Raw genomic sequence first — 25,214 nt, 5'->3', positions numbered from 1 at the left:
TCGTTGGGTGAGCACTATAGGTAGGTGCGCCGATGATGAAAAGCCCGCTCGCTCGGCGAACAGGGCGTTGCCACGATACGCCAGTGCTTGAGAAAAACATACGGATTGAAGGCGTTATTCTCATCATAATTTTGCATAAATCTCAAAATAAGAGTTTTTACGTTTAAAAAGTGCTTGAGCGTAGGGTTTTTCTGTGTGATAAATCTCAGCCACTGCAAACGCTCGATCAAGAGGGCTGGAAATGAATGGTGCGCAACTGATAGTGAAAGCGGCGGTGGCGAGCGGTATCGAATACTGCTTCGCCAATCCCGGAACGACTGAAATTCCCCTGGTGGCAGCCATGGCCAGTGCGCCAGCCCTCAAGCCGGTGTTGTCCTTGTTCGAAGGGGTGTGCACCGGTGCTGCGGACGGCTATGGCCGGATTGCCGGCAAGCCGGCGATGACCCTGACTCACCTGGGGCCAGGCTTTGCCAATGGCATTGCCAACCTGCACAACGCGCGTCGCGCCAACACCCCGATCGTCAACGTCATCGGTGATCACGCGTCCTGGCACGTCAATTACGATCCGCCGCTGGCCAGTGATATCCAGGCGCTGGCCGGGAGTGTTTCCGGTTGGGTGCGCACATCCCGCACCGCATCGGGTGTCGGCGAAGATTTCCAAGAGGCAGTGCGTGCCGCCTGGCAGGCCAACGGCCAGATCGCCAGCCTGATTCTGCCGATGGACCTGCAAGCCAACACGGTGCAGCACGAGAAAGCCTTCACCGCATTGCAGGCCCCGGTCCGGCGTTTTGCCAGTGACCGGATCGAGGCAGTCGCCCAGGCACTGCGTGATGGCCAGCGCCTGGTGTTTATCGTCGGCGACCAAGGCTTGTCGGTCGCCGGGCTCGAAGCGGCGGGGCGCCTGGCCCAGTTGCCGGGCGTGCGCCTGTTCGCCGAAACCTTTCCGCGCCTGAGCTATCGCGGCGGTGGTTTGCCTGACCTGGATCGCCTGCCTTACTTCCCCGAAGTGGCCATCGAGATCCTTGACCAGTACGACGCGGTGGTGTGCGCCGGCGTGCCGGACCCGATCAGTTATTTCGGCTACGAAGGCATCGCTTCTCGCCTGGCCGAACGTGAACGCCTGCTCTGCCTGGCACAAGTAGGGGACGATGTTGCCGGCGCGCTCACTGCGCTCGCCGATGCGCTTGAAGCGCCGGCTTATGTGCCAACGCCAACCGGCATCGAGCTGCCGCCAAGCGAAGCTACGTTGACCCCGCAATCCGTGGGGCAGGTGCTGGCTGCGTCGCTGCCCGACGACTGCATCGTTTCGGTGGAAGGCGGGACGTGCGGCTATCCATTCTTCACCGCTTCGGCCCATGCCGCACGGCATCGGGTCTTGACCAACACCGGTGGGGCCATCGGCCAGGGCATCCCGGTGGGCTTTGGCGCCGCCATGGCCGAGCGTGGCAACAAGGTGTTCTGCCTGCAATCGGACGGCAGTGCCCAGTACACCATCCAGACCTTGTGGAGCATCGCCCGCGAGCAACTGCCCGTGGTGATCCTGATCGCGGCCAACCATCGCTACGCCATTTTGCAGAACGAGCTGCGCCGCTTCGGCATGACCGAGTTGGGCCCCGAGGCCCTGAGCCTGACGGTACTGGACCGTCCACGCATCGATTGGAAGGCCTTGGCCAAGGGCTACGGCTTGCCGGCCAGCACTGTGCACACCAACGGTGAGTTGCAGCGCGCCCTGGCCAACGCCAAGGCCGACGGCGGTCCTTGCCTGATTGAAATGGCACTGTGAAGGAGCGGATATGAACCCGATTCAATTGTTACCTGCCGTCGAGAAGTTCCTGTCCCAGCCCGGGCGCCTGTTTATCGGTGGGACCTGGCAGGACGCCGCCGACGGCCGTCGGTTTGCCGTGGAAAACCCGGCCACTGAGCACATCCTGGCGCAAGTCGCCGAAGGCGGCGAACGCGACGTGGATGCCGCCGTCGCTGCCGCCCGCGCGGCCTTCACCGGGCCCTGGGCGCAGCACTCACCGGCCCAGCGCGGGTTGTTGCTGTTTCGCCTGGCGGAACTGCTCGACCAGCATCGCGAAGAACTGGCGCAACTGATCACCCTGGAAAACGGCAAGCCGATCGGCGCGGCCCGGGGCGAAGCGGCCAGTGCGGCCAATATCATTCGTTATTTCGCTGGCTGGCCGACCAAGATCGAAGGCAGCACGCTGCCGGTATCGCCGTCCAGCGGCGCACCGATGCTCAACTACACCTTGCGTGAGCCGGTGGGCGTCTGCGCCTTGATCGTACCGTGGAACTTCCCGCTGACCATGTGCGTGTGGAAGCTTGGCCCGGCGCTGGCGACCGGTTGCGTCGCGGTGCTCAAACCCGCCGAGCAGACGCCCCTGGTTGCGATTCGCCTGGTGCAGTTGATCGAGGCCGCCGGTTTCCCGGCCGGGGTGGTCAATCTGCTCACCGGTCTTGGTGCGCATACCGGCGCACCGCTGGCCCAGCACCCGGACGTGGACAAGATCGCCTTCACCGGTTCGACCCAGGTAGGGCGGCTGATCGCCCAGGCGGCCACCGGCAACATGAAAAAGGTCTCCCTGGAGCTGGGTGGCAAGTCCCCCAACATCATTCTTCCGGACGCCGATATCGTCCGTGCCGCCAAGGGCGCCGCCGACGGCATTTTCTACAACCAGGGGCAGGTCTGCACCGCCGGATCGCGTCTGTACGTGCACGCCAGCGTCCTCGATCAAGTGCTTGAGGAGCTCCAGCGCCACGCGGCCGCCCACGTGTTGGGGCCAGGCCTGGATCCGGCCAGCAGCATGGGCCCGCTGGTCTCGGCCCGGCAATTGGGCACGGTGCGTGGCTACCTGCAACGGGGCCAGGAAGAAGGCGCCGAGCTGATCTGCGGCGGTGATCGGCCGGCTCACCTGGAGCGCGGCCACTTCATCCGGCCCAGCGTGTTTCTCGACCGTGCCGAGCGCGCCTGTGTCGCCCGGGAGGAAATCTTCGGGCCGGTGCTGACCGTCATGAGCTGGACCGAGATCGATGAATTGGTGCTGCGCGCCAACGACTCGCCCTACGGTCTGGCCGCCGGTCTCTGGACCCGTGACTTGCGTTCCGCCCATCGCGTGGCCGCCCAGTTGAAGGCCGGTTCGGTGTGGATCAACTGCTGGAACGTCGTCGACCCGGCCTCGCCATTTGGTGGTTACAAGCAATCCGGCTGGGGCCGGGAAATGAGTAAGAACGTGATCGATGCCTACACCGAAACCAAAAGTGTCTTCGTCGATCTCGCCTGAGCCGAACAATCACAAGAGGAACTGCTATGGATCTGGAATTACAAGGCCGCGTGGCGATCGTCACCGGCGGCGGCATGGGCATCGGCAAGGAAGTCGCGCGCTTTCTGTCCCAGGAAGGTTGCAAGGTGGTGATCTGCGCGCGGCGCATGGAGTTTCTCCAGCAAGCGGCCGAGGAAATCACCGCAGAGACTGGCAACGAGGTGCTGCCGCTGTTCTGTGACACCAACCAGATGTCGGCGGTGTCCGACATGGTCGAGGCTGCGCACAAGCACTTTGGTCGTATCGACATCCTGGTCAATGGCGCCGCGGCACCGTCCGGTGTGGTGCGCAACGACATCGAGCATGCCGGCGACGATGAATTGCTCTCGGACCTCAACACCAAGGTGATCGGCTATTTCCGTTGCGCCAAAGCCGTGACCCCACACATGAAGGCCGGCGGCTTCGGTCGCATCATCAATATCGGTGGCCTGACCGGGCGTGGCAGCAAAGTCCTCTCGGGCATGCGCAACCTGGCCATCGCCCACATGACCAAGACACTTTCCGACCAACTGGGCCCATCCGGCATCACGGTCAATCTGATCCACCCCGGCGTCGTGGACACCCCGCACATCCAGGAGCTCTACGAGCGCGAAGGGATCAAGCAGGGCAAGACGCCCGAGCAGGTGGAGCAGGGCTACATCGACGCGACGCCGATCCGCCGCACCTTGGCGCCCATCGAAATGGGCTGGCTGATCGGTTTCCTCGCATCTCCCAAGGCCGGGGCGGTGACCGGAGAATCGATTGGCATCGACGGCGGCTTGACCCGTGGCATCTTCATTTGAGGAGCAGCAGTGATGAGTAACGGAACCCTTTTGGTCGCCACCGTAGGGCAAGCGGTGATCCGCAGCGCCGACGATGGCCGTACCTGGCACCGCCTGGGCCTGGGCCAGGACCTGGAATTCGACGCGATCACCCGCTCCCTGAGTTTCCATCCGGGGACGCCTGAGGTGATCTATACCGGCACCGATGTCGGCCTGTGCATCAGCCGTGATACCGGCGGCCATTGGCAGCGGGTGGATTCGCCATTCAGCGGCCAGACCGTCTGGAAGGTGGCCGTGGACCCGCAGGATGCACAGCGTATTTTCGTCGGCACCGGTGCGCCGTCGCGCGCCGTGCTATGGCGCACCCACGACGGTGGCCAGAACTGGGAACGTGCCCCGGTGGAGATCCCGGAGTTCTGCGACGGCGTCAGTCGTCCGCGCTTGCTGGCCTTCGCCTACGACCCGACGGATCGCAACCAGCTCTGGTTCGGCCTGGAAGAGGGCGGGTTGTTCCACAGCCGTGACGGTGGCGATAGCTGGACCCGTGTCGATGACCGCCTGCTGTGGGACTACAACTCGGATGTGCACAACATCGTGGTCCTGCCCAACCATGGGCAAAAGGTCATCGTGGTGGTGTGCGTCAACGCCGTTTACCGCAGCCTCGACGAAGGACAGACCTGGACCGGCATCGTCGCCCGGGAAACCTTCGGCCTGTACTACGTGCGCGCCATGAATGCCGCGTTGGGCAGCGAGGATACGCTCTACCTGAGCATTTCCGACGGCACCCCTGGCACGACCAGCAAGGTGCTGGTGTCCCGGGATGCCGCCGTCAGTTGGGAAGTGCTGCCGCTGCCGCAACAACCCAATTCCTGTGTCTGGGCGATTGCCTTGAACCCCGCCGACCCTCGCCAGATCGTCGCCGGCACCAAGTACGGGCATCTGTTCACCTCCGAGAACGGCGGTGACGGCTGGCAGAAGCAGTGGCGTGAATTCAGTGAAATCGCTGATGTGCTCTGGACGCCCGCCGTGGCGCAAATCAAGTCCGGGCATCAATCCATCATCAAGAAGAACTGAGGTATCGCGCGATGAAAGTCGAAGTCGTTCGTACTCACCTGTCGCTATCCGTGAGCGACCCTGAAGTGTCGGCGCGTTGGTACGCCGACGTGCTGGGCATGCACGAAAGCGCCCGGGGTGAAAGCTGGATCATGATGGCCTTCGGTGCCAAGCACCACGACATCGCGTTGCTGCGCGCAGCACCCGGGGCCCACCAGGGTGGCCTGGGGCTGCAGCACTACGGGCTGGAGATCGCGGGCGACATGACCACCCTGCGCAAGCTCTACGGCATGTTGCTGAAGAAGGGCGTCGAGGTGGTGAAGATCACCGACCACGAGATCGGCAACGGCGTGTATTTCAACGACCCCGATGGCAATCGCCTGGAATTCTTCCTCGAGTCCGAACACGACGATGCACGCGGCAAGGCCCGCTTCAAGGCCGCTGGAGCGCCCAGCCGGCATTTCGATCTCGACCCACTTTGAAAGAGACTGCTCTTATGAAAACCGCAAATTTCGCCAGTTACCACATCCGCAAATGGTACACCTTCGTCGAGGAAACCCTGGCCAACGAAACGGGCCAGTTGGCCGATGGTGAGCCGCTGTTCAAGTACGCCATTGGCGCCGTGATCGCCAACCCTTATGCCGGCCGTTTCAGTGAAAGCCTGGCCGAGCTGATAGAGCCGTCGCCCTTGCTGGGCCAGGAGTTTGGTCGGCGCATCCGGGTACTGGCGGGCCAGCACAAGATCGTCAGCTACGGCAAGGCGTGCCTGGTGGGCAGCCAGGGCGAGTACGAGCATGGCAATGCATTGTTGACCAACCCGGCGGCGGATCCGATCCGCGTCGCGTTGGGCGGCGGCAAGTCCTGGGTGCCTTCCACGGGCAAGCGTGGCGGGCCTGGCGTGACCATCGATGTGCCGCTGGCCCACAAGGATGCGCTGTATGTCCGTTCGCACTACGACAGCATTTCGTTGTCGTTCGGTGATGGTCCGGCGGCCGACGAATTGATCATCATCTGGGCCTTCGCCACGCGTGGGCGCTTGCATGCGCGCCTGGGTGGCCTTGAGGCTGCCGACGTCAAGGGTAATGACGGCCTGTATTGAGGTACGGATCGTGGGAAGCGAACGAATGTCTGCAAACAGCCAGTTCTTCACCAATCGATCGGGGCTGCGCCTGCATTACCTGTCCTGGGGCAACCCATCGGGCATTGCGGTGGTGCTGCTCCACGGGTTGCGCTCCTATGCCCAGACCTGGGATGGCCTGGTCAATGCTTTGGGCGAGCGGTACTGCTGCTATGCCCTTGACCAGCGTGGTCGTGGCCACAGTGACTGGGCGGATGCCGCCAGTTACCGGACCGAGGCCTATGTCAACGATCTTGAAGATCTGGTGGCGCATCTGGAGCTGCGGCGTTTCGTCCTGGTGGGGCATTCCCTTGGCGGCACCAATGCACTGGAGTATGCGCGGCTCAATCCGGGACGACTGCAAGCGTTGGTGATCGAGGACATCGGCCCTGGTTCTTCGGTCAGCGGTGACGGCGCCGAGCGGATTCGGCGCGAGATGAGCCAGACACCGCTGTTGTTTCCTGACTGGGAGAGCGCCGCCCAGTTCTGGCTGCAAGCGCGACCTGGCCTCTCTCAGGAGGGGCTGGCTTCCAGGTTGATGTATTCCATGAAGGAAACGCTGGCTGGAATCGAATGGCGTCACGACCAACAAGGTATCGCCCAGGCGCGCCTGAGTATTACCCCGACTGACCTGTGGCCGGCGGTACGGGCGCTGGATTGCCCGACGCTGTTCATTCGTGGCGCCCGTTCCGATTTCCTGCCCCAGGCGACCCTCGACTCGATCACGCAGGCCAATAAGTGGGTGCGCACAGAGGAAATCGCCGACGCCAGCCATTACGTCCATGATGACCAGAGCGAAATGTTCAACCTTGTCGTCATGGACTATTTGTATGACCAGTGCCTACAACCACAACAACAAAGCGGTGAATAGCGATGAAGCAGGAGAAAACCCAGGTTGTCATCGTGGGCGGCGGCCCGAACGGGATCACGGCCGCTCATTACATGGGGCTGTACGGCATCGACTGCATCGTCCTTGAGTTGGCTGACGGCGTCCTGCCGTATCCGCGCGCGGTGGGCATGGATGACGAGGCGCTGCGTGTGTTGCAGGGCATCGGCATCGCCGAACTGGCCGCGCGCGACATGATCTGCAACGTGCCCCTGCGCTACTACAATGCGCGAGGCGTGTGTTTTGCCGAGGTCAAGCCGAGCACGGCGAACTATGGCTGGCCGATGCGCAACATCTTCATGCAACAGTTGCTGGAAACGACATTGCGCGAGCAACTGGGCAAGCACGCCAGTGTCGAGTTGCGCCAGGGCCATGAAATGCTCGATCTGGAGCAGGATGCCGAGGGCGTGACCTTGCAGGTGCGCGATGCCCGGGGCGAGCTCTATCAATTGCAGGCGCAGTATGTGATCGGCGCCGATGGCGGACGTTCCAGCGTGCGCAAGAAACTCGGTATCGAACTGCTGGGGCTGACCCATCCGCGCAAATGGGTGGTGATCGACACGGCCAACGACACCCTGGATGCACCGTATACCGCCCTGCATGCCGACCCTCAGCGACCCTTCGTCTGCATCTACCTGCCGTATCAGCAGCGGCGCTGGGAGTTCATGCTCCTGGAGGGCGAAGACGAGACTCGGATGTGCGAAGAGGCGACGATCCGGGACTTGATCCGCGGGCATATCGGCGATGCGGTCGATCAACTGGAAATCATCCGGATTCGCGCCTACACCCATAACTCTCGGGTCGCGGCCCGCTTTGTCCAGGGCCGTGTGGCATTGGTGGGCGATGCGGCGCATATTTCCCCGCCCTGGGCCGGGCAGGGGCTCAACTCCGGCCTGCGTGATGTCGCCAACGTCACCTGGAAGCTCGCCGCGATCCTCCAAGGGCGAGCGTCGCCGGCGATTCTTGCCAGTTACGATCAGGAGCGCCGTGGGCATGCGACCGACCTCATTGCGTTGGCCGACAACATGGGCGCCGTCCTGGGGCTGACCAACCCGTTGATGGCCGGTGTGCGGGACTGGTTGTTCCAGGCCGTCAACAGCGTCGACAACCTGCGCTCGCACTTGCTGGAGTTCAAGTTCAAACCCAAGGCAACCATCACCAAAGGCCTGGTTCATCACGAGCGCGCCGAGCTGCATGAGGATGATCTGGTCGGGCAATTGTTCATCCAGCCATCTGTCGAGGACGCCCAGGGTCAGCGCCGGCGTCTGGACGATGTGCTGGGGCATTCTTATGCGGTGCTGGGCTATCGGGTCAACCCGAGCGAACAGCTCAGTGAAGAAACCGCCGCTTGGTGGGCGCGCTGGGAGACGCGTTTCATCCAGATCAATCGCTCGCGCAGTGGCGTGGGGCGCAACCAACCCTTGTCCGCCAGCGGCGCCATTTGCGTCGAGGACGTCGATAACCGCTTGGGCGAATGGTTTGCCAAGGTGCGTGACTGCGTGGTGGTGGTGCGGCCGGATCGGTTCGTTGCCGCGATCACCACACCCGAGCGGCTCGAAGGCGTGCTGCGCAAATTGGCGGAGCAGCTCTCATGAGGCGCGAAGACGATCTTCTGGTCCGGCTTCAGGATGCCGCGCAGGCCGTCCACGCCTTGCCTTCGTTGGAGTCTCAGGCCGTCGTCCTGCAGGAGGGCTACACCTTGCAACGCGAGGCGCTGCGTCGGCGCCAGGCCGCTGGTGAGCGGTTGACCGGATGGAAAGTGGCTTTCGCCGGCCGCGCCGCCCAGGACCGTTTCGGTATCGATGAACCGGTGTTGGGCGCGCTGACCGATGCCATGGCAGTGGAACCCGGCAGCACGGTGCCCCTGGCACGGCTGATCCAGCCCAAGCTGGAAATCGAACTGGCGTTTGTCCTGGGGCGTACGCTGGTGTCAGGTTTCTACAGTGACGAGGACATCCTCGCCGCCGTTTCCGAGGTCGCGCCAGCATTCGAAATTGCCGATTGTCGCTGGCAGGGCTGGCGTTTCGGCGTCGGGGCGTTTCTTGCCGACAATGCCGCCGCAGGGCTGTATTGCCTCGGGGCGAGGGTGGGGTTCGATCCGGATCGACTGCCCGAAGTGAACTATCGCCTGGCGCATGACGGCGTGCCCTGCGGTGAAGGTAACGTCCTGGCGCGCGAGGATACCCCTCTGGCGAATCTGTGTTGGCTGGTCCGGCGGCTGCTGGCCGACGGGCAGCGCGTTGAAGCGGGGCAGGTGGTGCTGTCCGGGGCGTTGTTGGCGCCGATGGACGTCAGGGCAGGTGAATATCGTTTGCACATGCTTGGCACGGAACTGGCTTTGGTTTTCCGGCGATAAACACTGTTCACCGTAGGAGCTGCCGAAGGCTGCGATCTTTTGATCTTTTGATCTTTTGATCTTTTGATCTTTCGCTTGAGATTTAAGTGTCTGGGGAAAGATCGCAGCCTCGTTGCACTCGACAGCTCCTACACAGCGTCCGACACAGCATCGGCACAGCGTCTGGCACAGCTTTTATACAGCACCGGGTAATAAGCACAGCACCACCGAGGAACAATGATCATGTTCGCCGAAGTCCGTACCTTCAATGATCCTCAGCAACATGCCGGTTCGATCCTGGGCTGGCAACAGGTCTATGACCAACTCGGGCGTGGCTGCCTTTCCAGCGAACTGCGGCAAGTGTGCGCCGAGCGTTTCCAGATCTTCCAGGAGGTGCTGGATAAACGTGTGGTGCAGCGCGGTTGCGCGCCAAAAGGGCGCTTGTGCATTGCCATGTCGCTGGGCGGTGCGCCGGTGGTCCAGGGGCACCAGGTGGGCGCCCACAGTGTCGTGCTGTTGCGCGATGGCGAGGATTTCGTCTTGCACGCCCCGGAAGGCATGCACTTCTTCGCGGCTAATGTCGACACGGTGCGGTTCGCCAAGCTGGCGGCCTACGAGCTGTCGAGCGAGCAGCTCAAGCGTCTGAAAAGCGTGTCCCAGGTCAGCGTGGATGAGGCGGTGCTGCGCCGGGTGCAGCAAAGGATCCACCCACTGTTTCGTCACCTTTTGGAACAGGCGGACGCGATCAATCCGGCTTCGGAAAAAATCCTCGAGGATGTCCTGCTCAACGCCTTTCTCGATCTGTTCAGCCACGCTTCGGATGAGGTGCGTGGCCGGCGCGGCAATTTTGCCGTCAGTGCCTATCTGGTCAAGCGTTGCCAGGAGCTGGTCGTCGCCAGCGCCGATGTGCCCTTGAGCATCCTCGATTTGTGCGAACAATTGCGGGTCAGCCGCAGGACCCTGCAGAACAGTTTCCAGGCGGTCACCGGAATGCGTCCGGTGGAGTACCTGCGTAACCTGCGGCTCAATGCCGTGCGCCGGCGTTTGATCACGACCCGTGCGGCGGCACTGAACGTCAGTGAAATCGCCGTGGCGATGGGTTTTTTCCACCTGAGTCATTTTGCAGCCCATTACCGGGCGTTGTTTGGCGAGTCACCCTCGGATACGCCTCGGGCGCCGGCATGATGGGCTGCCGCCTGCAGTGTTACCGAAGCGTCATCCTGCACACATAAAGGGCAGCCACTGAGCTGTTTGGTAGCACAGGTGTGCGGCTCAGCCTATGGCCAGGCTTAAAGGCCAGCCGTCGTTTTCCCCGGCAAATCTCTTCAAATCAAACGCTTGCACGATTATGCGTGAGCTTGGCACGTATTCTGCTTTTTTTGAATTCATGGATAATTGGATACAAAAATGCAGAAGGTGCTGCCATGCAATTTGCCCCGACTTACGCTGAACGCCCACCGATGACTGCCGAGGAGGAGGCCTACAACTTCCTGCTCGATGCGATTTGTGGCGGTCGGTTACGCAAAGGCGACCGGCTGATTGCCGAGGACATCGCCAACGAAATCGGCATGAGCCGAATGCCGGTGCGCGAAGCCTTTCGTCGTCTGGATGCCCAGGGCCTGGTGACCCTGCGACCCAATCGCGGGGCGATTGTCAGCGGCCTGGACATCGATGAGTTGCACGAAGTCTTCGAGATGCGCAGCGCCCTGGAAGGCCTGGCAGTTCGTGTCGCGACAGCCAGGATTGGCGAGCGCCAGTTGGCTGCCTTGGAGCGACTGCTGGACGAGATGGACGATTACCGCGAGGAAAGTGCCGAGTGGGTCAGCCGCCATCGCGCGTTCCATGAATACCTGTGCAGCCTCAGCGGTCGCCCGCGATTGCTCAAGCAGATCAGCGCGCTCTATTCCCTGATCGAAGCGCCCATGCGCCTGTGGCTGCAGCATGTGGAAAAGCCCCTGAGTGCGCGCCAGGAGCACATGCTGATCCTCGACGCCCTGCGTGCGGGCGATGCCGAGAAGGCCGAGGCGGTGGTGCGTGCGCACATCGAAGGCACCGTTCCTGAATTGATCGAGTTCCTGCAATCGAAAAAATAACGAGAGCAGGTTTCGAATCTGCCCGTGTTTTGACTTTGAGTACTGCCGTCATTTACTGAACTGGAGTGTCTGGTCATGCATAAGCCTCGCCTGTTGGTTGCCGCTTTATCCTTGGGTTTCTGTGCACAGTGGGCGGTTGCCGCGCCCGTTGTCCCGGAGCGTTTGCTCAAGGTCGATAAACTCGTCTACTGCTCGGGCATGGATTCGCCACCGCTGGTGTCCTTCGATGAAGCGCAGAAACCCAAGGGACTGACCGTGGACCTGGGCCTGGAGATCGCCAAGCGCCTGGGCGACAAGAAGGTGGAGTGGCGGGTCATTCCCTTTTCCGGATTGCTCCCCGCGTTGCTGGCCCGCCAGTGCGACATGATCGTCGACCAGTTGTTTGATAAACCCGAGCGCCGCGAGGTGATCGACATCGTCAACTACATGTATTCCAGCCAGGCGGTGGTGGTGCCCAAGGGCAATCCAAAGGGCCTCAAGACACTGCCGGATCTCTCCGGAGACAAGGTCGCCGTACTTAACGGTTCCACCATCAAGACCCTGCTCGACGCCGAGAACGAGACCCTGGCCAAGGCCGGCAAGCCGGCGATGAAACTGGTGGTCTACAACACCGACACCGATGCCTTCCAGGCCCTGCGCATCAGCCAGGTCGACGCCTACGGCACCACCGTGGAAACCGCCGGTTATTACGCCGCCATGGCGCCCGATCTGTTCGAGGCGGGTGTGCCAGCCTTCAGCCGGATTCTCACCGGCCTGGGTATTCGCAAGGACGATCCGCAACTGACTGCTGCCGTGCAGCAGATCATCGGCGATATGCGCAGCGATGGCAGCTACAGCCAACTGCTGGGCAAATGGCATGTCGCCAGTGACACGCTTGATTGAGGTGAACCACCGATGAATTTCAATTGGGATGTGTTCTGGCAGTACCTGCTGCAGCCCAGTGGGGTGTACCTCACCGGGCTCTGGCTGACCTGCCTGATCAGTGTGCTGGCGATGCTGCTGGGCTGTGCCCTCGGGCTGGCCGCCGCGCTGTTGCGGTTGTCGAAGAACCCGTTGCTGCATTTGCCGGTACGTTTTTACGTATGGCTGATGCGCGGTACACCGTTGCTGGTGCAGATCGTCTTTCTCTACACCGCGCTGGCCGCTGGCGGGATTTTCCGCTTCGAAGACATCGACCTGTTTGGCCTGGTGATCCCCGGCAATATCCAGGCGGCGATCATTGCCCTGGGCCTCAATGAGGGGGCCTACATGGCCGAGATCATCCGCGCCGGCATCGGTGCGGTGGACAAGGGCCAATACGAGGCCGGGCGCTCGCTGGGCATGACCTTCGCCAAACTGATGCGCCGCATTGTGCTGCCCCAGGCGTTCCGGGTCATCGTGCCGCCGCTGGGCAACGAGTTCAACGTGATGCTCAAGAACACCACGCTGGTCAGCGTGATCGGCGTACAGGAATTGTTGCTCAGTACCCAGATGGTCACGTCGGCGACGTTCCGGGTGTTCGAACTGTACCTGGTGGTGGCGATCTACTTCCTGTTGCTGACCACGTTGTGGGGCTTTTTCCAGCGCTGGCTGGAGGCCCGTTTCGGTCAGTCGGACCGGCCCTCGTCACCGCCGCCGGCTTCGACGCGGATGTTCGGTCGCAGCACCCTGAACCTGCTGAGGGCACGTTAACCATGGCGCATAAAAGCGAAGAGCTGATTATCGAGGCGCTGGATGTCCACAAGTCCTTCGGCGAGCTGCAGATTCTCAAGGGCATCTCCCTGCAAGTGCGGCGCGGCGAAGTGGTGGTGCTGATCGGCGCTTCGGGCTCCGGCAAGACCACCTTCATCCGCTGCATCAACTTGCTGGAGGACATCCAGGGCGGGCGGATCCGCGTCAACGGCCGGGCCATGGGCTATCGCGAGCGGGCCGATGGCAGCCTGGTGCGTGAGTCTGAGCGCAACATCGCCCGTCAACGGCGGGACATCGGCATGGTCTTCCAGCGCTTCAACCTGTTTCCTCACATGACGGCCCTGGAGAACATCATCGAGGCGCCGATCCAGGTGCTTGGCGTGACTCGCACCGCCGCGCTGGAGCAGGCCCGCGGCCTGCTGGAGCGGGTCGGCCTGGCGGACAAGGCCGATCACTACCCGTCGATGCTTTCCGGTGGCCAGCAACAGCGGGTGGCGATTGCCCGGGCCCTGGCCATGAAACCCCAGGCCATGCTGTTCGACGAACCCACCAGCGCCCTCGACCCGGAGACTGTCGGCGAGGTGTTGCAAGTGATGAAAGAGTTGGCCGAGGAGGGGATGACCATGGTCGTGGTGACCCATGAAATGGGCTTTGCCCGGGAAGTGGCCGACCGGGTGGTGGTCCTGGACCAGGGCGAGCTCATCGAGCAGGGGCCGCCGGAGCAGATTTTCTGTCACCCCATTCATCCTCGTACCCGGGCTTTTCTCAGTCGCGTGTTATGACCTTTCCCGGCCACTGAATTCCTGTATCGAAGAGCCTTCACCATGCTGAAATTTTCTGCCCACGAATATCCTTATCCGTCGCAACGCCAAAGTGTTTTCGCCCGTCGAGGCATGGTCGCCGCGTCCCAGCCCCTGGCTGCCCAGGCGGGCATCGAGATCATGCAAAAGGGCGGCAATGCCATCGACGCCGCCATCGCCACGGCAGCCGCACTGACCGTGGTCGAACCCACCGGCTGTGGCATTGGCGGTGACGCCTTCGCGCTGGTCTGGTGCAAGGGCCAGTTGCACGGCCTCAACGGCAACGGCCATGCACCGGCTGCCTTGAGCATCGAGGCGGTCAAGGCCGCTGGCCATGAGCAGATGCCGCTCTATGGCTGGACACCGGTGACCGTCCCGGGCTGCCCGTCGGCCTGGGCCGAGTTGTCCCGACGCTTTGGCAAGCTGCCCTTTGCCGAGCTACTGCAACCGGCGATCAGCCTGGCCCGGGATGGCTTTGCGCTGTCGCCGGTGGTTGCCCATCAATGGCAGGTCGCGGTGAACGAGTTCACGCCCCATCGTGATGCCGTCCTCGAGGCCTGGTTCGAGACTTTCCTGATCGAAGGCCGGGCACCACGGGCCGGGGAAGTTTTTCGCAACCCGGCCCAGGCGCGCACCCTCCAGGAATTGGCCGATACCCGCTGCGAGAGCCTGTATCGCGGTGCGTTGGCCGAGCGCCTGGACGCCCATTCCCGGGCCAGCGGCGGCTATCTGCGGGCCTCGGACCTCAGGGATTATCGCGCCCAGTGGGTGGACCCCATCCACATCAATTACCGAGGCGTGGATGTCTGGGAAATCCCGCCAAGCGGGCAGGGCCTGGTGGCCTTGATGGCGTTGAAGATATTGGAAGGCTTCGACTTCGATCACCGTGACAGCCAACAGACCTGGCATCGCCAACTGGAAGCGATGAAGTCGGCCTACAGCGACGGCCTGCACTACATCACCGATCCTTTGCACATGCGCGTGGCGGTGGCTGACCTGCTCAGCGATGACTACAGTGCCCGCCGTCGTCGGCAGATCGGCGAACAGGCCCAACCGCCCGCGCCCGGCGACCCCCACGCCAGCGGCACGGTGTACCTGGCGACCGCGGATGGGGAGGGCAACATGGTCTCGTTCATCCAGAGCAACTACCACGGGTTCGGCTCCGGCGTGGTGCTGCCCGACAGCGGTATTGCCTTGCAGAATCGTGGGCAGGAATTCAGCCTCGATTCGACCCACGCCAACTGCCTGGCCCCAGGCAAGAAGACCTTCCACACCATCATCCCCGGTTTCCTCACCCGCAATGGCGAGGCCCTTGGCCCGTTCGGCGTGATGGGCGGCTACATGCAGCCCCAGGGGCATGTGCAGATGGTCATGAACCTGGTGGATTTCGGCCTGAACCCGCAAGCGGCGCTGGATGCACCGCGCTGGCAATGGCTGGGGGCGATGAAGGTCGGGATCGAGCACGGGGCCTCACGGGACCTGGCCAATGCCCTGGCGCGACGGGGGCATGAGGTTCAGATCGCCAGCGACCTGACCGACTATGGCCGCGGCCAGATCATCCTGCGCGACCCGGTCAGTGGTGTGCTGTGCGGTGGTACCGAACCCCGGGCGGATTCGCATATTGCTGTTTGGTAAATGCGTGATCCGCCGATACCTGGAATATCGGCAGATCGCGTTGCCGCTCAAGCCTCAGTAAGGATTGCAGTACTGTGCGACAGCCCTGGCCTGGTCGACGTAAGGGCGTGCCGGCTCAAGGTTCCACTCGGGTTTGTTCCTGACGGGCTTGCCATCGAAGGTGGCCGCCAGATGACACACCAATTGCCGGCGGAGGGACCCGCCGTAGACGCTGTATTGCCGCCATTGCCCGTCGTCTTTGTGCTTGTTGTACAGCTCGGCAAACATCCTGTCGGTCTGGTCATCCTTGATCGCGCGACCACATGCCGTGGGCACGACCTGAAGCGACCAGGTGTCGGGCCCAAGCTTCGGATCAGGGCGTTTCACCCAATTGCTGGATTCGATGTAGCGGTCACAGAATTGTTGCGTGGGCGGCGGCGGGGTTTGGGTGCAGGAGAACGTGGCCTTGCTGCCCGGCGTCCTGGGGAAGTCGATCTTGATGATGTTGCGATCCTTGCCGGTCTTGTCCTTGTAGTCCCGTTGGTTGGCCAGGGCATCGTTCAGGCCACGTTGATCGCTGTAGAAAAACGCCAGGATCGGCAGTGCGTCGTCTTTCGGGTTACCCAGGCGCAGCTCGGTCTGGGTTTGAAATTCGCGGGTATTGATGACTTGCCGGGCGCCCATGAAGTTTCGAAACGCGTCGACCCGTTCCCGGCTGCTCATGGGGTTGCGCATATTGAAACCACATTGCAACTGGTCTTGCTTCCTGTCGTTGTTGAACCGGGTGAAGTGCGCGACCCAGGCATTGGCGTTGAGGATAGGCGGCGTCATGGCCTGGCAGACAGCCTCTGTCTGGGCGGTGTTTTTATTGTTGCCACAGCCTCGGTCATCACGAAAGTCGGTCCAGGCATCGTTCGGAAATGCGCAGTAGATGTGCACCGGGGTTTCCGGTTCGCGTACCTGGTCGATTGGCGTGATGATGTAGCCGTTCTGGGTGCTCATGCCAGGGTCTTCATAGCTGATGCCATCGACCCGCATCCAGGAGGCGGCAAAGGTGCCCAGCTCCTTCGCTTTCGGGCTTGGGTTCCAGACATCCCATTTCTCGCCCTTCGCCGGGTTGGCGCGGTGAGTGCCCCTGATCAGCAATCCCGAACAATCCGAGGCCGGGTCCTGGCGGCAACTGTCGACGGTGTTGTTGTACAACCCTTCCACCCGTTTCAGCGTCTCTTCGCACGACTCGGCATTGGCCGCTGTGGTTTGCCAGAACAACGGGAGGACGAGCAATGGCGTGATCCTTTTCAAACGTGTCTTCATGACGTGACTTCCTTGTGTTGGAACCGATAGCCGGCACGGCATTCCATGCCGGGGAAAGAGAAAGCAGAAGGGTTCATGGCGCCGGTCGACGGGTTTCATTGAACCTGTCGCGGGCATCGGCGGTGTTATGGTCGAGGTCAATTCAACGCGAGAGCGAATGGCAACCGGCCGCCGCATCGAGTTCCTGGTGCGGGTCTTTGAGGATGTTGCAGTTGGGGGTGATGCGGAGCTTCAGTGGATCATGCGGAGGCTGGGCAGCTACCGGATGGAACGCCAGGGGCAGGGTAAAAAACGCACGAGCAGCTGCGCACATGTCGACACTCCTTGTCGAACGAGATGGGTGAGCTTCAAGGTAGTCAACTGATTCCCTCCGGTCAAATCAGCGCTTTTCCTTCTGGGGCCATTCTCGAGTGGACCTTGATGACGACCTTGCCCTTCGATCGCCCTTGTTCGACATAGCTCAGGGCATCGGCTGTCGCCTCGAAAGGGAAGGATCGGTCAATCACCGGCTTGACGCTGCCGGACTCGACGAGCGTGCTGATCTCACGCAGTTGAGGACCGCTGGCACGCATGAACACGAAGGTGTAGCTCACACCTTTTCGGCGGGCCTTGCGGCGTATACCGCTGCTCAACAGGCCCATGATCAGTCTCAGCACCCAGGAAAATCCCTGGGCCTGGGCGAACTGTGGGGTGGGTGGTCCGGAGATGGAAATGAGCTGGCCGCCGGGTTTGAGGATCTTCAGCGACTTCTCCAATTCATCGGCGCCGAGGCTGCTCAACACGACGTCATAGTCCTGCAGAACGCTTGAGAAATCCTGTTGCTTGTAATCGATGACAACGTCCGCACCCAGGGCTTTGACCCACGCCACATTGGCGGTGCTGGTGCTGGTCGCAACGAAGGCGCCGACGTGCTTTGCAAGCTGGATGGCGAGGGTGCCGACGCCACCTGAACCGGCCTGGATGAAGACCTTTTGGCCTTGCTTCAGTCGGGCGGTTTCAACCAGTACCTGCCAGGCGGTCAGGGCGACCAAGGGCAGGGCGGCGGCTTCTTCCATGCTGATGTTTGCCGGTTTCACGGCCAGGGCATTTTCGTTCACTGAAATCTGCTCGGCGAAGGTGCCGATGTGCCCATCCGGGGCGCGGGCATAGACTTCATCCCCCGGCTTGAATTGCTCGACAAGGGATCCCACGCGGACCACGACCCCGGCCACGTCATGCCCCAATACCAAGGGAAACGAGTAGGGCAGGATCAGCTTGAACTCGCCTTTGCGAATCTTTGAATCCAGGAGGTTGACGCTGGCGGCGTGCACGCGGACCAGAACGTCGTGGTCAGCCACTTCAGGAGCCGGTACCTCGCCAATACGTCCAGCGTGCTTGCCGTAGCGGTCGATAAAAAATGCCTTCATGGTGCTTTGTTCTCATAAGGGGGCAACAGGCTGGTCAGGTGTCCAGAAATGCCAGCGCTGTCCTTCGCGCCGGCGTCCGCTAGACGATGATCACGCCGGGTCTTGATAGCGCTCGGCAACATGGGACTGCCGGATTTGCCCGAGCAGGCCTTGACGTGCGGCCTGCAAGGCATCCCAGCGAGCCTCTTCATGCAGGGGCGGGATGGTCACTGGCTCGCGACGATCAAAACCGACCAGCGCGGCATCGACCAAATCACCGACTTCCATGATTTCATTCAGGGTGTTGATATCGATGCCCGCGCGTTCCCAGATCTCGGTACGGGTGGCCGCTGGCAGGACGGCTTGTACGTAGACGCCTTTCGGGGAGAGTTCCAGGCTGAGTCCCTGGGAGAGAAACAGCACGAACGCCTTGGTCGCGCCGTAGACCGACATACCGAACTCCGGTGCCAGGCCAACGACGGAGCCGATGTTGATAATCGCGCCGTCACCCGCTTTGACCAGGCGTGGGGCGATGGCGCTGGCCAGCCGGACCAGCGCGGTGGTATTGAGCGCCACGAGGTGCGCGACGCTTTCGGTCGACTGTTCGATGAAGGTGCCGGATTGGGCGGCACCGGCGTTATTGACCAGGATGCCGATGTTGGCGTCATCGCGCAGCCGGGCTTCGACGGTTGTCAGGTCGCCGATCTGAGTCAGGTCGGCCTGGAGAATATCGACGGCAACGTTGTGTTCGCTGCGCAGCTTGGCGGCCAGCACTTCCAGGCGCACGCTGTCGCGGGCCACCAGGACGAGATCGTGTCCACGTTGCGCAAAGCGCTGGGCATAGACAGCGCCAATACCGGTGGAGGCGCCAGTGATGAGAACAGTTGTGCGAGTGTCCATGGAGATTCTCTTCTTCAAGGTATTGATGAGCGAGTCGCGCGCTGTTGTTCAGGCGCGCAGTCGGGTCTGGCCGGTGTTACTGCGCGCTGGATTCAGCGAGCGTTGGATAATCGATGTAGCCCGTCGCACCACCACCGTAGAGGGTAGCGGGATTGAATGCCGACAAAGGCGAAGCGGTTCTGAGCCGCTCCACCAGGTCCGGATTGCCGATGAACGGCCGGCCGAAGGCGATCAGGTCAGCCTTGTCTTCGACGAGTCGTGAGGTAGCCAGGTCCAGGTCGTAGCCGTTGTTGGCGATGTAGGTGTTTTTGAAGCGCTGGCGCAAGGCAGCAAAGTCGAAGGGCGCAACGTCGCGCGGCCCACCGGTCGCGCCTTCCACCACGTGCAGGTAAACGATGTCGAGGGCGTTGAGCTGGTCGACCAGGTAGTCGAACTGGGCCTGTGGCGCGCTGCTGGACACACCATTGGCCGGCGAGACCGGCGAGATGCGCAGGCCGGTGCGGTGGGCGCCGACTTCTTCCACCACTGCCGCAGTCACTTCCAGCAGCAGGCGCGCACGTTTTTCAATCGAGCCGCCATAGGCATCGGTACGCACGTTGGCGCCGTCCTTGAGGAACTGGTCCAGCAGGTAGCCGTTCGCGCCGTGGATCTCTACGCCATCAAATCCCGCAGCGATGGCGTTCGCCGCTGCCTGGCGAAAATCGTTGACGATCCCCGGCAACTCGCTGATGTCCAGCGCTCGCGGTTCGGAAACGTCCTCGAAACTGTTGTTGACGAATACCTTGGTCGCCGGACGCAGAGCGGAGGGGGCCACTGGCGCTGCACCATTCGCTTGCAGGTCGACGTGGGAAACGCGGCCGACATGCCACAGCTGCAGGAAAATCCGCCCGCCTTTGGCATGCACGGCCTCGGTGACCGTGCGCCAGCCGTCGATCTGCGCCTGGGTGTAGATCCCGGGTGTGTCCTGATAGCCCTGTCCTTGCTGGGAAATCTGTGAAGCCTCGGAGATCAGCAGGCCGGCCGACGCTCGCTGGCTGTAGTAAGTGGCAGCGAACTCGCTCGGTACAAAACCTTGCCCCGCACGGTTACGTGTCAGCGGCGCCAGGACCACTCGGTTGGAAAGCGTGAGATCACCCAACGTGTAGGGCGTGAACAGGTTCTGGTCGGTCATGACGTCTTGTTTCCGTAGGTTTGGATTAAGGGAGCGCGTGCAGCCTGGCGAGGTGAGCACGGCTTTTCATTAGGATGATGATCGAAATCTAAACTGTCAACGAATTTGATTATGCTCGACATCTATGTATGATGTGAGCATGATTTTCGAGCAGCACGAGGGAGTGAAAAATGAGGGTGACCAAGGCCCAGGCCCAGGCAAACCGGGAGCACATCGTCGAGACGGCCTCTGTCTTGTTTCGCGAGCGCGGCTTTGACGGCGTGGGTGTGGCGGACTTGATGGCGGCCGCCGGCTTCACCCATGGCGGGTTCTACAAGCATTTCGGCTCCAAGGCCGACCTGATGGCCGAAGCGGCAGCGAGCAGCCTTGCGCAGTCGCTGACCGACAATGCGGGCATCGACGTGGCTGCTTTCGTCGATCTTTACGTGTCCAGGGATCACCGCGACGGCCGGGGTGGCGGTTGCACCATGGCGGCACTGTGTGGCGACGCTGCCCGTCAATCGCCCGAACTGAAGGCTACCTTTGCCAACGGCATCGAAAACACGCTGGCCGCGCTCGAAAGCCGATACGAGGCCGGACAAGACGCGCCGCAGGAAGCACCGCAGGAAGCGATCAGGGCAAAAATGCTCGACATGTTGGCGCATGCCGTCGGGGCGATCATGTTGTCACGGGCTTGCCCGGACGATTCCGCACTGGCCGATGAAATCCTCGAGGTGTGCCGCGCCCGGATCATCGCGGCGCTGCCGCCGTCGCCCGCGAAACAGCCTGAGTGATCATAATGCTGTTCACTTAAGAAAAACGGTGCACCCGTGGCCAGAGATTGCTCCCGCTGGGCCGTAGGAGCTGCGTAGGAGCTGTGTAGGAGCTGTCGAGTGCAACGAGGCTGCGATCTTTCCCCATACACTTGAATCTCAAGCGAAAGATCAAAAGATCAAAAGATCAAAAGATCAAAAGATCAAAAGATCAAAAGATCAAAAGATCGCAGGCTTCGCCAGCTCCTACAGAGCCGAGCGGGAGCAAGCCCCCTCGCCTCGGGTTTGTCGGCGGTCTATAGCGACGCCCTGACCACCAGCGGGCAATCCACCGGCTGGGCGCCCGATACCTCGAGATTCTCGATCAGGTGCCGGGCCGCCTGGCGACCGATCTCGTAGTACGGCAGTTGTACGGTGGTCAGTGGCGGGATGAACAGTTCGGCGATGCCGATCATGTTGTCATAGCCGAGCACCGCGACATCGTCGGGAATTTTCAGGCCGCGACCCAGCAACAACTGATAGGCGCAAAAGGCGATGCGGTCGTTGCCGCAGACCAGGACGTCGAATTGCGGACGGCCGTCAACGATATGCCGGTCGAGAATGGCAGCGGTTTCATCATAGGCGTCGTGATCGGAAAGGTCGTACTGCAGGAGTGCTTCAGGTGCCAGCCCGACGGCTTGACAGGCGCGTTGCAAGCCTTGCTGGCGCAGGCCCCAGGCAAGACTCTTCCTCGGCAAATTGATACACAGCGGGCGCCGATAGCCTTGGCTCAACGCATGCTGCATGGCTCGATGCTGCCCGGCTTCATCATCCGGCACATAACTGACCAGGTGGCTGTCATCGGCCAGGCAATTGGCGAGCACCAGCGGTTTGCTCTTGAGTCGTTCGGGAATGCTCACCTGGCGCAATCCCATGGCACTGAAAATCAACCCGTCGGGGCGGTGCGACAGCATCAGGTCGATGTTCTGGTCGGTGGGCGGGTTGCTCAACAGGTTGAGGATGAAGACGTTCCAGCCTGCCTGCTGCGCGGTCTGTTCGATGGACAGCAGCAACTCGACGGCAAACGGCGTGGTCGCGGTGTCCAGTGCGAACACACCGATGGTGCGGGCCTGCAGGTTGTCGCCGCGCATCCTGCGCGCCGACAGGCTCGGTACGAATTGCAGTTCCTCAATGGCGCGACGTACCCGCTGAAGGGTTTCGGGGCTCAGTTTTTCCGGCGTGTTGAGCGCGCGCGAAACCGTCATCAGGGATACGCCGGCCAGCTGTGCAACGTCTTTCACGGAAGTCATGCGAAGTGCGGCCAGTCAGGTTGACGCAGAATCATGACACAGGCCTTGGGCTTCTCGCGACTCGAATGACGGTACTCACAGCCAGCCCGAGTCCAGAGGCCAAGCCTTGGGAATGGCGACGCGCCCGCCAGTCCCGTTCGCCAACAGTTTCACCCCGAGGCTGTCGGGCCGCGGATAGAGGCGGCTGCTGAAGCTGAAGCGGCCGTTTTCCTCAAACACCTCGATGGACGAGCGATCGAGAAATACCCGCAGGTGCAGTTGTGTTTGTGTCGGCTCGATCGACACGCTGCGCTGACCGCTCACTTGCGCACCCGAGCGGCTGCGATCGAGCACCAGGCGTTGCAGTGACGCGTCGTAATAAAGCAGGGTTTGTTCCTGCTCATCGGCGCTGCAGCGCAAGGCGACTCCCAGGTGGCCTTCGGTGCAGCCGAGCAGATCCAGATGCACATGGATTTCGAGCCTGTCGCCTTTCACTTGCGGCACCCAGCAGCTGCCCGACTCGCCCCACGGTGCGATGCTCGGCAGCGGCGCCTGGCGCAGCGCTGTCAGTTCCCGTGCCGGAAACACGCCAAGGCGATCGCCCTGCAGTTCAAGCTCGCGGGGCAAGCCGAGCATGCCGCACCAGTGATGGGCCTGGCTCGGCATCGGGCTTTCCCACATGTCCAGCCAAGCCCACACAAGGCGCCGACCATCGGCGGCCTCCAACGTTTGCGCGGCATAGAAATCGTGACCGTTATCCAGTTCGATGAACGGCCCGCCGGTGAAGTGCCATTCGCTGTCGAGCCGGCCAATGCGATAACCGGTCTGGTACTTGTTGAGGCGTTCGTAACCTTCGGGTTGCATGCCCTGGGGGGAATACAGCAGCACGTCGCGCCCGTCGAGGCGAAACAGGTCCGGGCATTCCCACATGTAGCCATCGCCCTCATTGCCACTGGACACGTAGTCGAGGAACTCCCAGGTGTGCAGGTCGGTGGAGCGGTACAGCGGCAGCAGCGGCTTGTCGCCCAGGCGCGCGCCAGCAATCAGGTACCAATAACCGTCCTCCTGCCAGACCTTGGGGTCGCGAAAGTGCATGATCGTTTCTTGCGGCGCGTTCTCGATGACGGCGCCATGCTTGACGAACCGGATGCCGTCGTCACTGGTGGCCAGGCACTGGACCTGGCGGATAAAGCGCTCGTCACCCACTTCTCCCAGCCAGGTGTGCCCGGTGTAGATCAGCGCCAAGGTGTCGCCACACACCACCGCGCTACCGGAAAAACAGCCGTGGCGGTCAAAGTCATCGCCTGGCGCCAGGGCAAGGGGCAGATGCTGCCAATGGACCAGGTCGGCGCTCTTGGCGTGGCCCCAATACATCGGACCCCATTTGGCATCGAAAGGGTGGTGTTGGTAGAACACGTGATATTCACCACGGAAAAACACCACCCCGTTAGGGTCGTTCATCCAGCCCGCGACAGGCGCCAGATGATAGTCAGGGCGATAGTCGCCGATGAGACGAGACTGACCTTCATTCAGCGCCTGCTGCGCACGTTCAAAGGGGGAGGGCATGGGTGTGTTCATGGCATTTACAGACACAGTCATAGGGCGCCTGCTTTTGGCGAGCGCTGCGGGACGTCCTCCGGGAGGACTTCAATAACAGCAGGATGGCGTCTCAAGGCCGTGCCATCCGCGTCGAACAGATGCATGCTGCCGAACGCCAGTTGCAGTTCAACCCGATCGCCCACTCGCCATCCGGCGTTGACTTCGCAGCGACAGATCAAGGGTTCATCCTCGCCTGACTCCAGGTGCACGTAGGTTTCGCTGCCCAGGTATTCGACCCCGACCACGACGACCCCAGCGCTGCCTTGCGCCGCTTTGAGCGACACGTGTTCCGGGCGAATTCCCAGGGTCAATGGGCTGTTCGCCGCCAGGTGGGTGCTGTCGAAAGGAAGGGGCGTCATGCCCAATAGAGGGCTGTCGATCTGGCTGGTTTCACCTGGGGTGTGCAGGCGCGCCGGCAGAAAGTTCATCTTGGGCGAACCGAGGAAACCGGCGACAAAGCGGCTGGCCGGGTGCTCATAGAGTTCGCGTGGCGAGCCGACCTGCTCGATGCGGCCGCCATTGAGCACGACAATCTTGTCGGCCAGGGTCATCGCTTCAACCTGGTCGTGGGTCACGTAGATCATGGTCGAGCCCAGTCGCCCGTGCAGCCGGGCGATTTCGTTGCGCATCTGCACGCGCAGGGAGGCGTCGAGGTTGGACAGCGGCTCGTCGAACAACAAAATGTCCGGTTCCCGCGCCATGGCCCGGCCCATGGCCACCCGCTGGCGCTGTCCACCCGACAGTTCCCGTGGCTTGCGTTGCAGTAGCTTGTCCAACTGCAGGATTTGTGCGGTTTTCAGCACTCGCTCGCGCAGGGTGGTTTTTTCGGTCTTGGCCAGTTTGAGGCCAAAGCTGATGTTGTCGTAGACGCTCATGTGCGGGTACAGCGCATAGGACTGGAACACCATGCCGACGCCACGCTCGCGCGGCTCCAGGTCATTGACCCGGCGTCCGTCGATCAGCAGGTCGCCGTCGCAGATCGAATCCAGTCCGGCGATCAGTCGCAGCAAGGTCGACTTTCCGCAGCCCGAAGGGCCGACGAAAACCACGAATTCACCTGCCGAGATTTCCAGGCTGACGTCGCGAAGAATGCGTGCGCCGCCCAATTGTTTGTTCACGTTGTCCAGCTTCAACTTGATCACGATGCTGTTCCTTTCTTATCTGTGTTGGGC

Annotated in this window: 24 protein-coding genes; 16 read left to right on the top strand and 8 right to left on the bottom strand. The window is 61.9% G+C overall.

Features of this window, described 5'->3' with window-relative positions:
• The first annotated feature begins 241 nt into the window (after positions 1–241).
• The 15 genes from AB4Z20_RS05070 to AB4Z20_RS05000 all read left to right on the top strand — a co-directional run bounded on the left by AB4Z20_RS05070 (position 242) and on the right by AB4Z20_RS05000 (position 15,674).
• A complete protein-coding gene (locus tag AB4Z20_RS05070; protein ID WP_442089455.1) occupies positions 242–1,783 on the top strand; it encodes an acetolactate synthase large subunit in 1,542 nt (513 codons plus the stop codon).
• A 10-nt stretch (positions 1,784–1,793) separates the two neighbouring features.
• A complete protein-coding gene (locus AB4Z20_RS05065; RefSeq protein WP_214509296.1) occupies positions 1,794–3,284 on the top strand; it encodes an aldehyde dehydrogenase family protein in 1,491 nt (496 codons plus the stop codon).
• 26 nt (positions 3,285–3,310) lie between these two features.
• Positions 3,311–4,105, top strand: coding sequence for an SDR family NAD(P)-dependent oxidoreductase (locus tag AB4Z20_RS05060; protein WP_024619778.1), 795 nt, complete (start codon positions 3,311–3,313; stop codon positions 4,103–4,105).
• A gap of 12 nt (positions 4,106–4,117) precedes the next feature.
• The gene (locus tag AB4Z20_RS05055) at positions 4,118–5,158 is read left to right on the top strand and encodes a VPS10 domain-containing protein (RefSeq protein WP_442089454.1); all 1,041 of its coding nucleotides are present in this window, start codon (positions 4,118–4,120) and stop codon (positions 5,156–5,158) included.
• A gap of 11 nt (positions 5,159–5,169) precedes the next feature.
• The gene (locus AB4Z20_RS05050) at positions 5,170–5,619 is read left to right on the top strand and encodes a VOC family protein (protein WP_003200799.1); all 450 of its coding nucleotides are present in this window, start codon (positions 5,170–5,172) and stop codon (positions 5,617–5,619) included.
• 14 nt (positions 5,620–5,633) lie between these two features.
• Positions 5,634–6,236, top strand: a complete 603-nt coding sequence (locus tag AB4Z20_RS05045; protein WP_013693046.1) for an amino acid synthesis family protein — start codon at positions 5,634–5,636, stop codon at positions 6,234–6,236.
• Positions 6,237–6,261: 25 nt separating this feature from the next.
• Positions 6,262–7,125 carry an alpha/beta fold hydrolase gene (locus AB4Z20_RS05040; protein WP_253473776.1) on the top strand — a complete coding sequence of 288 codons (864 nt, stop codon included), beginning with the start codon at positions 6,262–6,264 and terminating at the stop codon, positions 7,123–7,125.
• 2 nt (positions 7,126–7,127) lie between these two features.
• Positions 7,128–8,735: a bifunctional 3-(3-hydroxy-phenyl)propionate/3-hydroxycinnamic acid hydroxylase gene (locus tag AB4Z20_RS05035; protein WP_442089453.1), complete on the top strand. Its 1,608-nt coding sequence runs from the start codon at positions 7,128–7,130 to the stop codon at positions 8,733–8,735.
• Positions 8,732–9,496 (top strand): 2-keto-4-pentenoate hydratase, encoded by a 765-nt coding sequence (locus AB4Z20_RS05030; protein ID WP_253473782.1) that lies wholly within the window; start codon positions 8,732–8,734, stop codon positions 9,494–9,496. The genes AB4Z20_RS05035 and AB4Z20_RS05030 overlap by 4 nt, the downstream gene beginning before the upstream one ends.
• A 222-nt stretch (positions 9,497–9,718) precedes the next feature.
• Complete coding sequence (locus AB4Z20_RS05025; protein WP_320390303.1) at positions 9,719–10,660, top strand: helix-turn-helix domain-containing protein; 942 nt, start codon at positions 9,719–9,721, stop codon at positions 10,658–10,660.
• A gap of 239 nt (positions 10,661–10,899) precedes the next feature.
• Positions 10,900–11,568 carry a GntR family transcriptional regulator gene (locus AB4Z20_RS05020; protein ID WP_214509303.1) on the top strand — a complete coding sequence of 223 codons (669 nt, stop codon included), beginning with the start codon at positions 10,900–10,902 and terminating at the stop codon, positions 11,566–11,568.
• Positions 11,569–11,643: 75 nt separating this feature from the next.
• Positions 11,644–12,450, top strand: coding sequence for an ABC transporter substrate-binding protein (locus AB4Z20_RS05015; RefSeq protein ID WP_258690946.1), 807 nt, complete (start codon positions 11,644–11,646; stop codon positions 12,448–12,450).
• Positions 12,451–12,462: 12 nt separating this feature from the next.
• The gene (locus AB4Z20_RS05010) at positions 12,463–13,239 is read left to right on the top strand and encodes an amino acid ABC transporter permease (protein ID WP_014337982.1); all 777 of its coding nucleotides are present in this window, start codon (positions 12,463–12,465) and stop codon (positions 13,237–13,239) included.
• A gap of 2 nt (positions 13,240–13,241) precedes the next feature.
• Positions 13,242–14,021, top strand: a complete 780-nt coding sequence (locus AB4Z20_RS05005) for an amino acid ABC transporter ATP-binding protein (RefSeq protein WP_003200817.1) — start codon at positions 13,242–13,244, stop codon at positions 14,019–14,021.
• A 42-nt stretch (positions 14,022–14,063) separates the two neighbouring features.
• A complete protein-coding gene (locus tag AB4Z20_RS05000; RefSeq protein ID WP_442089452.1) occupies positions 14,064–15,674 on the top strand; it encodes a gamma-glutamyltransferase family protein in 1,611 nt (536 codons plus the stop codon).
• Positions 15,675–15,728: 54 nt separating this feature from the next.
• On the opposite strand, the gene AB4Z20_RS04995 is transcribed toward AB4Z20_RS05000, so the two are convergent.
• From AB4Z20_RS04995 to AB4Z20_RS04975, 5 genes are all read right to left on the bottom strand, one after another.
• Complete coding sequence (locus AB4Z20_RS04995) at positions 15,729–16,967, bottom strand: DUF2599 domain-containing protein (protein WP_442089451.1); 1,239 nt, start codon at positions 16,965–16,967, stop codon at positions 15,729–15,731.
• A gap of 142 nt (positions 16,968–17,109) precedes the next feature.
• A complete protein-coding gene (locus tag AB4Z20_RS04990) occupies positions 17,110–17,280 on the bottom strand; it encodes a hypothetical protein (RefSeq protein ID WP_442089450.1) in 171 nt (56 codons plus the stop codon).
• 61 nt (positions 17,281–17,341) lie between these two features.
• Positions 17,342–18,373 carry an NADP-dependent oxidoreductase gene (locus AB4Z20_RS04985; protein ID WP_442089449.1) on the bottom strand — a complete coding sequence of 344 codons (1,032 nt, stop codon included), beginning with the start codon at positions 18,371–18,373 and terminating at the stop codon, positions 17,342–17,344.
• 90 nt (positions 18,374–18,463) lie between these two features.
• On the bottom strand, positions 18,464–19,252 hold the full coding sequence (locus tag AB4Z20_RS04980) for an SDR family NAD(P)-dependent oxidoreductase (RefSeq protein ID WP_442089448.1): 789 nt from the start codon (positions 19,250–19,252) through the stop codon (positions 18,464–18,466).
• A gap of 76 nt (positions 19,253–19,328) precedes the next feature.
• Complete coding sequence (locus tag AB4Z20_RS04975; protein ID WP_442089447.1) at positions 19,329–20,423, bottom strand: alkene reductase; 1,095 nt, start codon at positions 20,421–20,423, stop codon at positions 19,329–19,331.
• 170 nt (positions 20,424–20,593) lie between these two features.
• Between AB4Z20_RS04975 and AB4Z20_RS04970 the strand changes: the two genes are divergently transcribed.
• Positions 20,594–21,196, top strand: a complete 603-nt coding sequence (locus tag AB4Z20_RS04970; protein WP_442089446.1) for a TetR/AcrR family transcriptional regulator — start codon at positions 20,594–20,596, stop codon at positions 21,194–21,196.
• A 275-nt stretch (positions 21,197–21,471) separates the two neighbouring features.
• On the opposite strand, the gene AB4Z20_RS04965 is transcribed toward AB4Z20_RS04970, so the two are convergent.
• The 3 genes from AB4Z20_RS04965 to AB4Z20_RS04955 all read right to left on the bottom strand — a co-directional run bounded on the left by AB4Z20_RS04965 (position 21,472) and on the right by AB4Z20_RS04955 (position 25,184).
• Entirely contained in the window at positions 21,472–22,464 is a 993-nt protein-coding gene (locus AB4Z20_RS04965; protein WP_253473805.1) for a LacI family DNA-binding transcriptional regulator, read from the bottom strand.
• Positions 22,465–22,539: 75 nt separating this feature from the next.
• On the bottom strand, positions 22,540–24,042 hold the full coding sequence (locus tag AB4Z20_RS04960; RefSeq protein WP_253473808.1) for a glycoside hydrolase family 32 protein: 1,503 nt from the start codon (positions 24,040–24,042) through the stop codon (positions 22,540–22,542).
• Positions 24,039–25,184, bottom strand: coding sequence for an ABC transporter ATP-binding protein (locus AB4Z20_RS04955; RefSeq protein ID WP_253473812.1), 1,146 nt, complete (start codon positions 25,182–25,184; stop codon positions 24,039–24,041). The genes AB4Z20_RS04960 and AB4Z20_RS04955 overlap by 4 nt, the downstream gene beginning before the upstream one ends.
• Between the last annotated feature and the right edge of the window lie 30 nt (positions 25,185–25,214).

The sequence above is a fragment of the Pseudomonas sp. KB_12 genome (assembly GCF_052114545.1).
Lineage (GTDB): Bacteria > Pseudomonadota > Gammaproteobacteria > Pseudomonadales > Pseudomonadaceae > Aquipseudomonas > Aquipseudomonas brassicacearum.
Note: the sequence above shows the minus strand (reverse complement) of the source record. Positions and strands in the feature narration are given on the sequence as shown.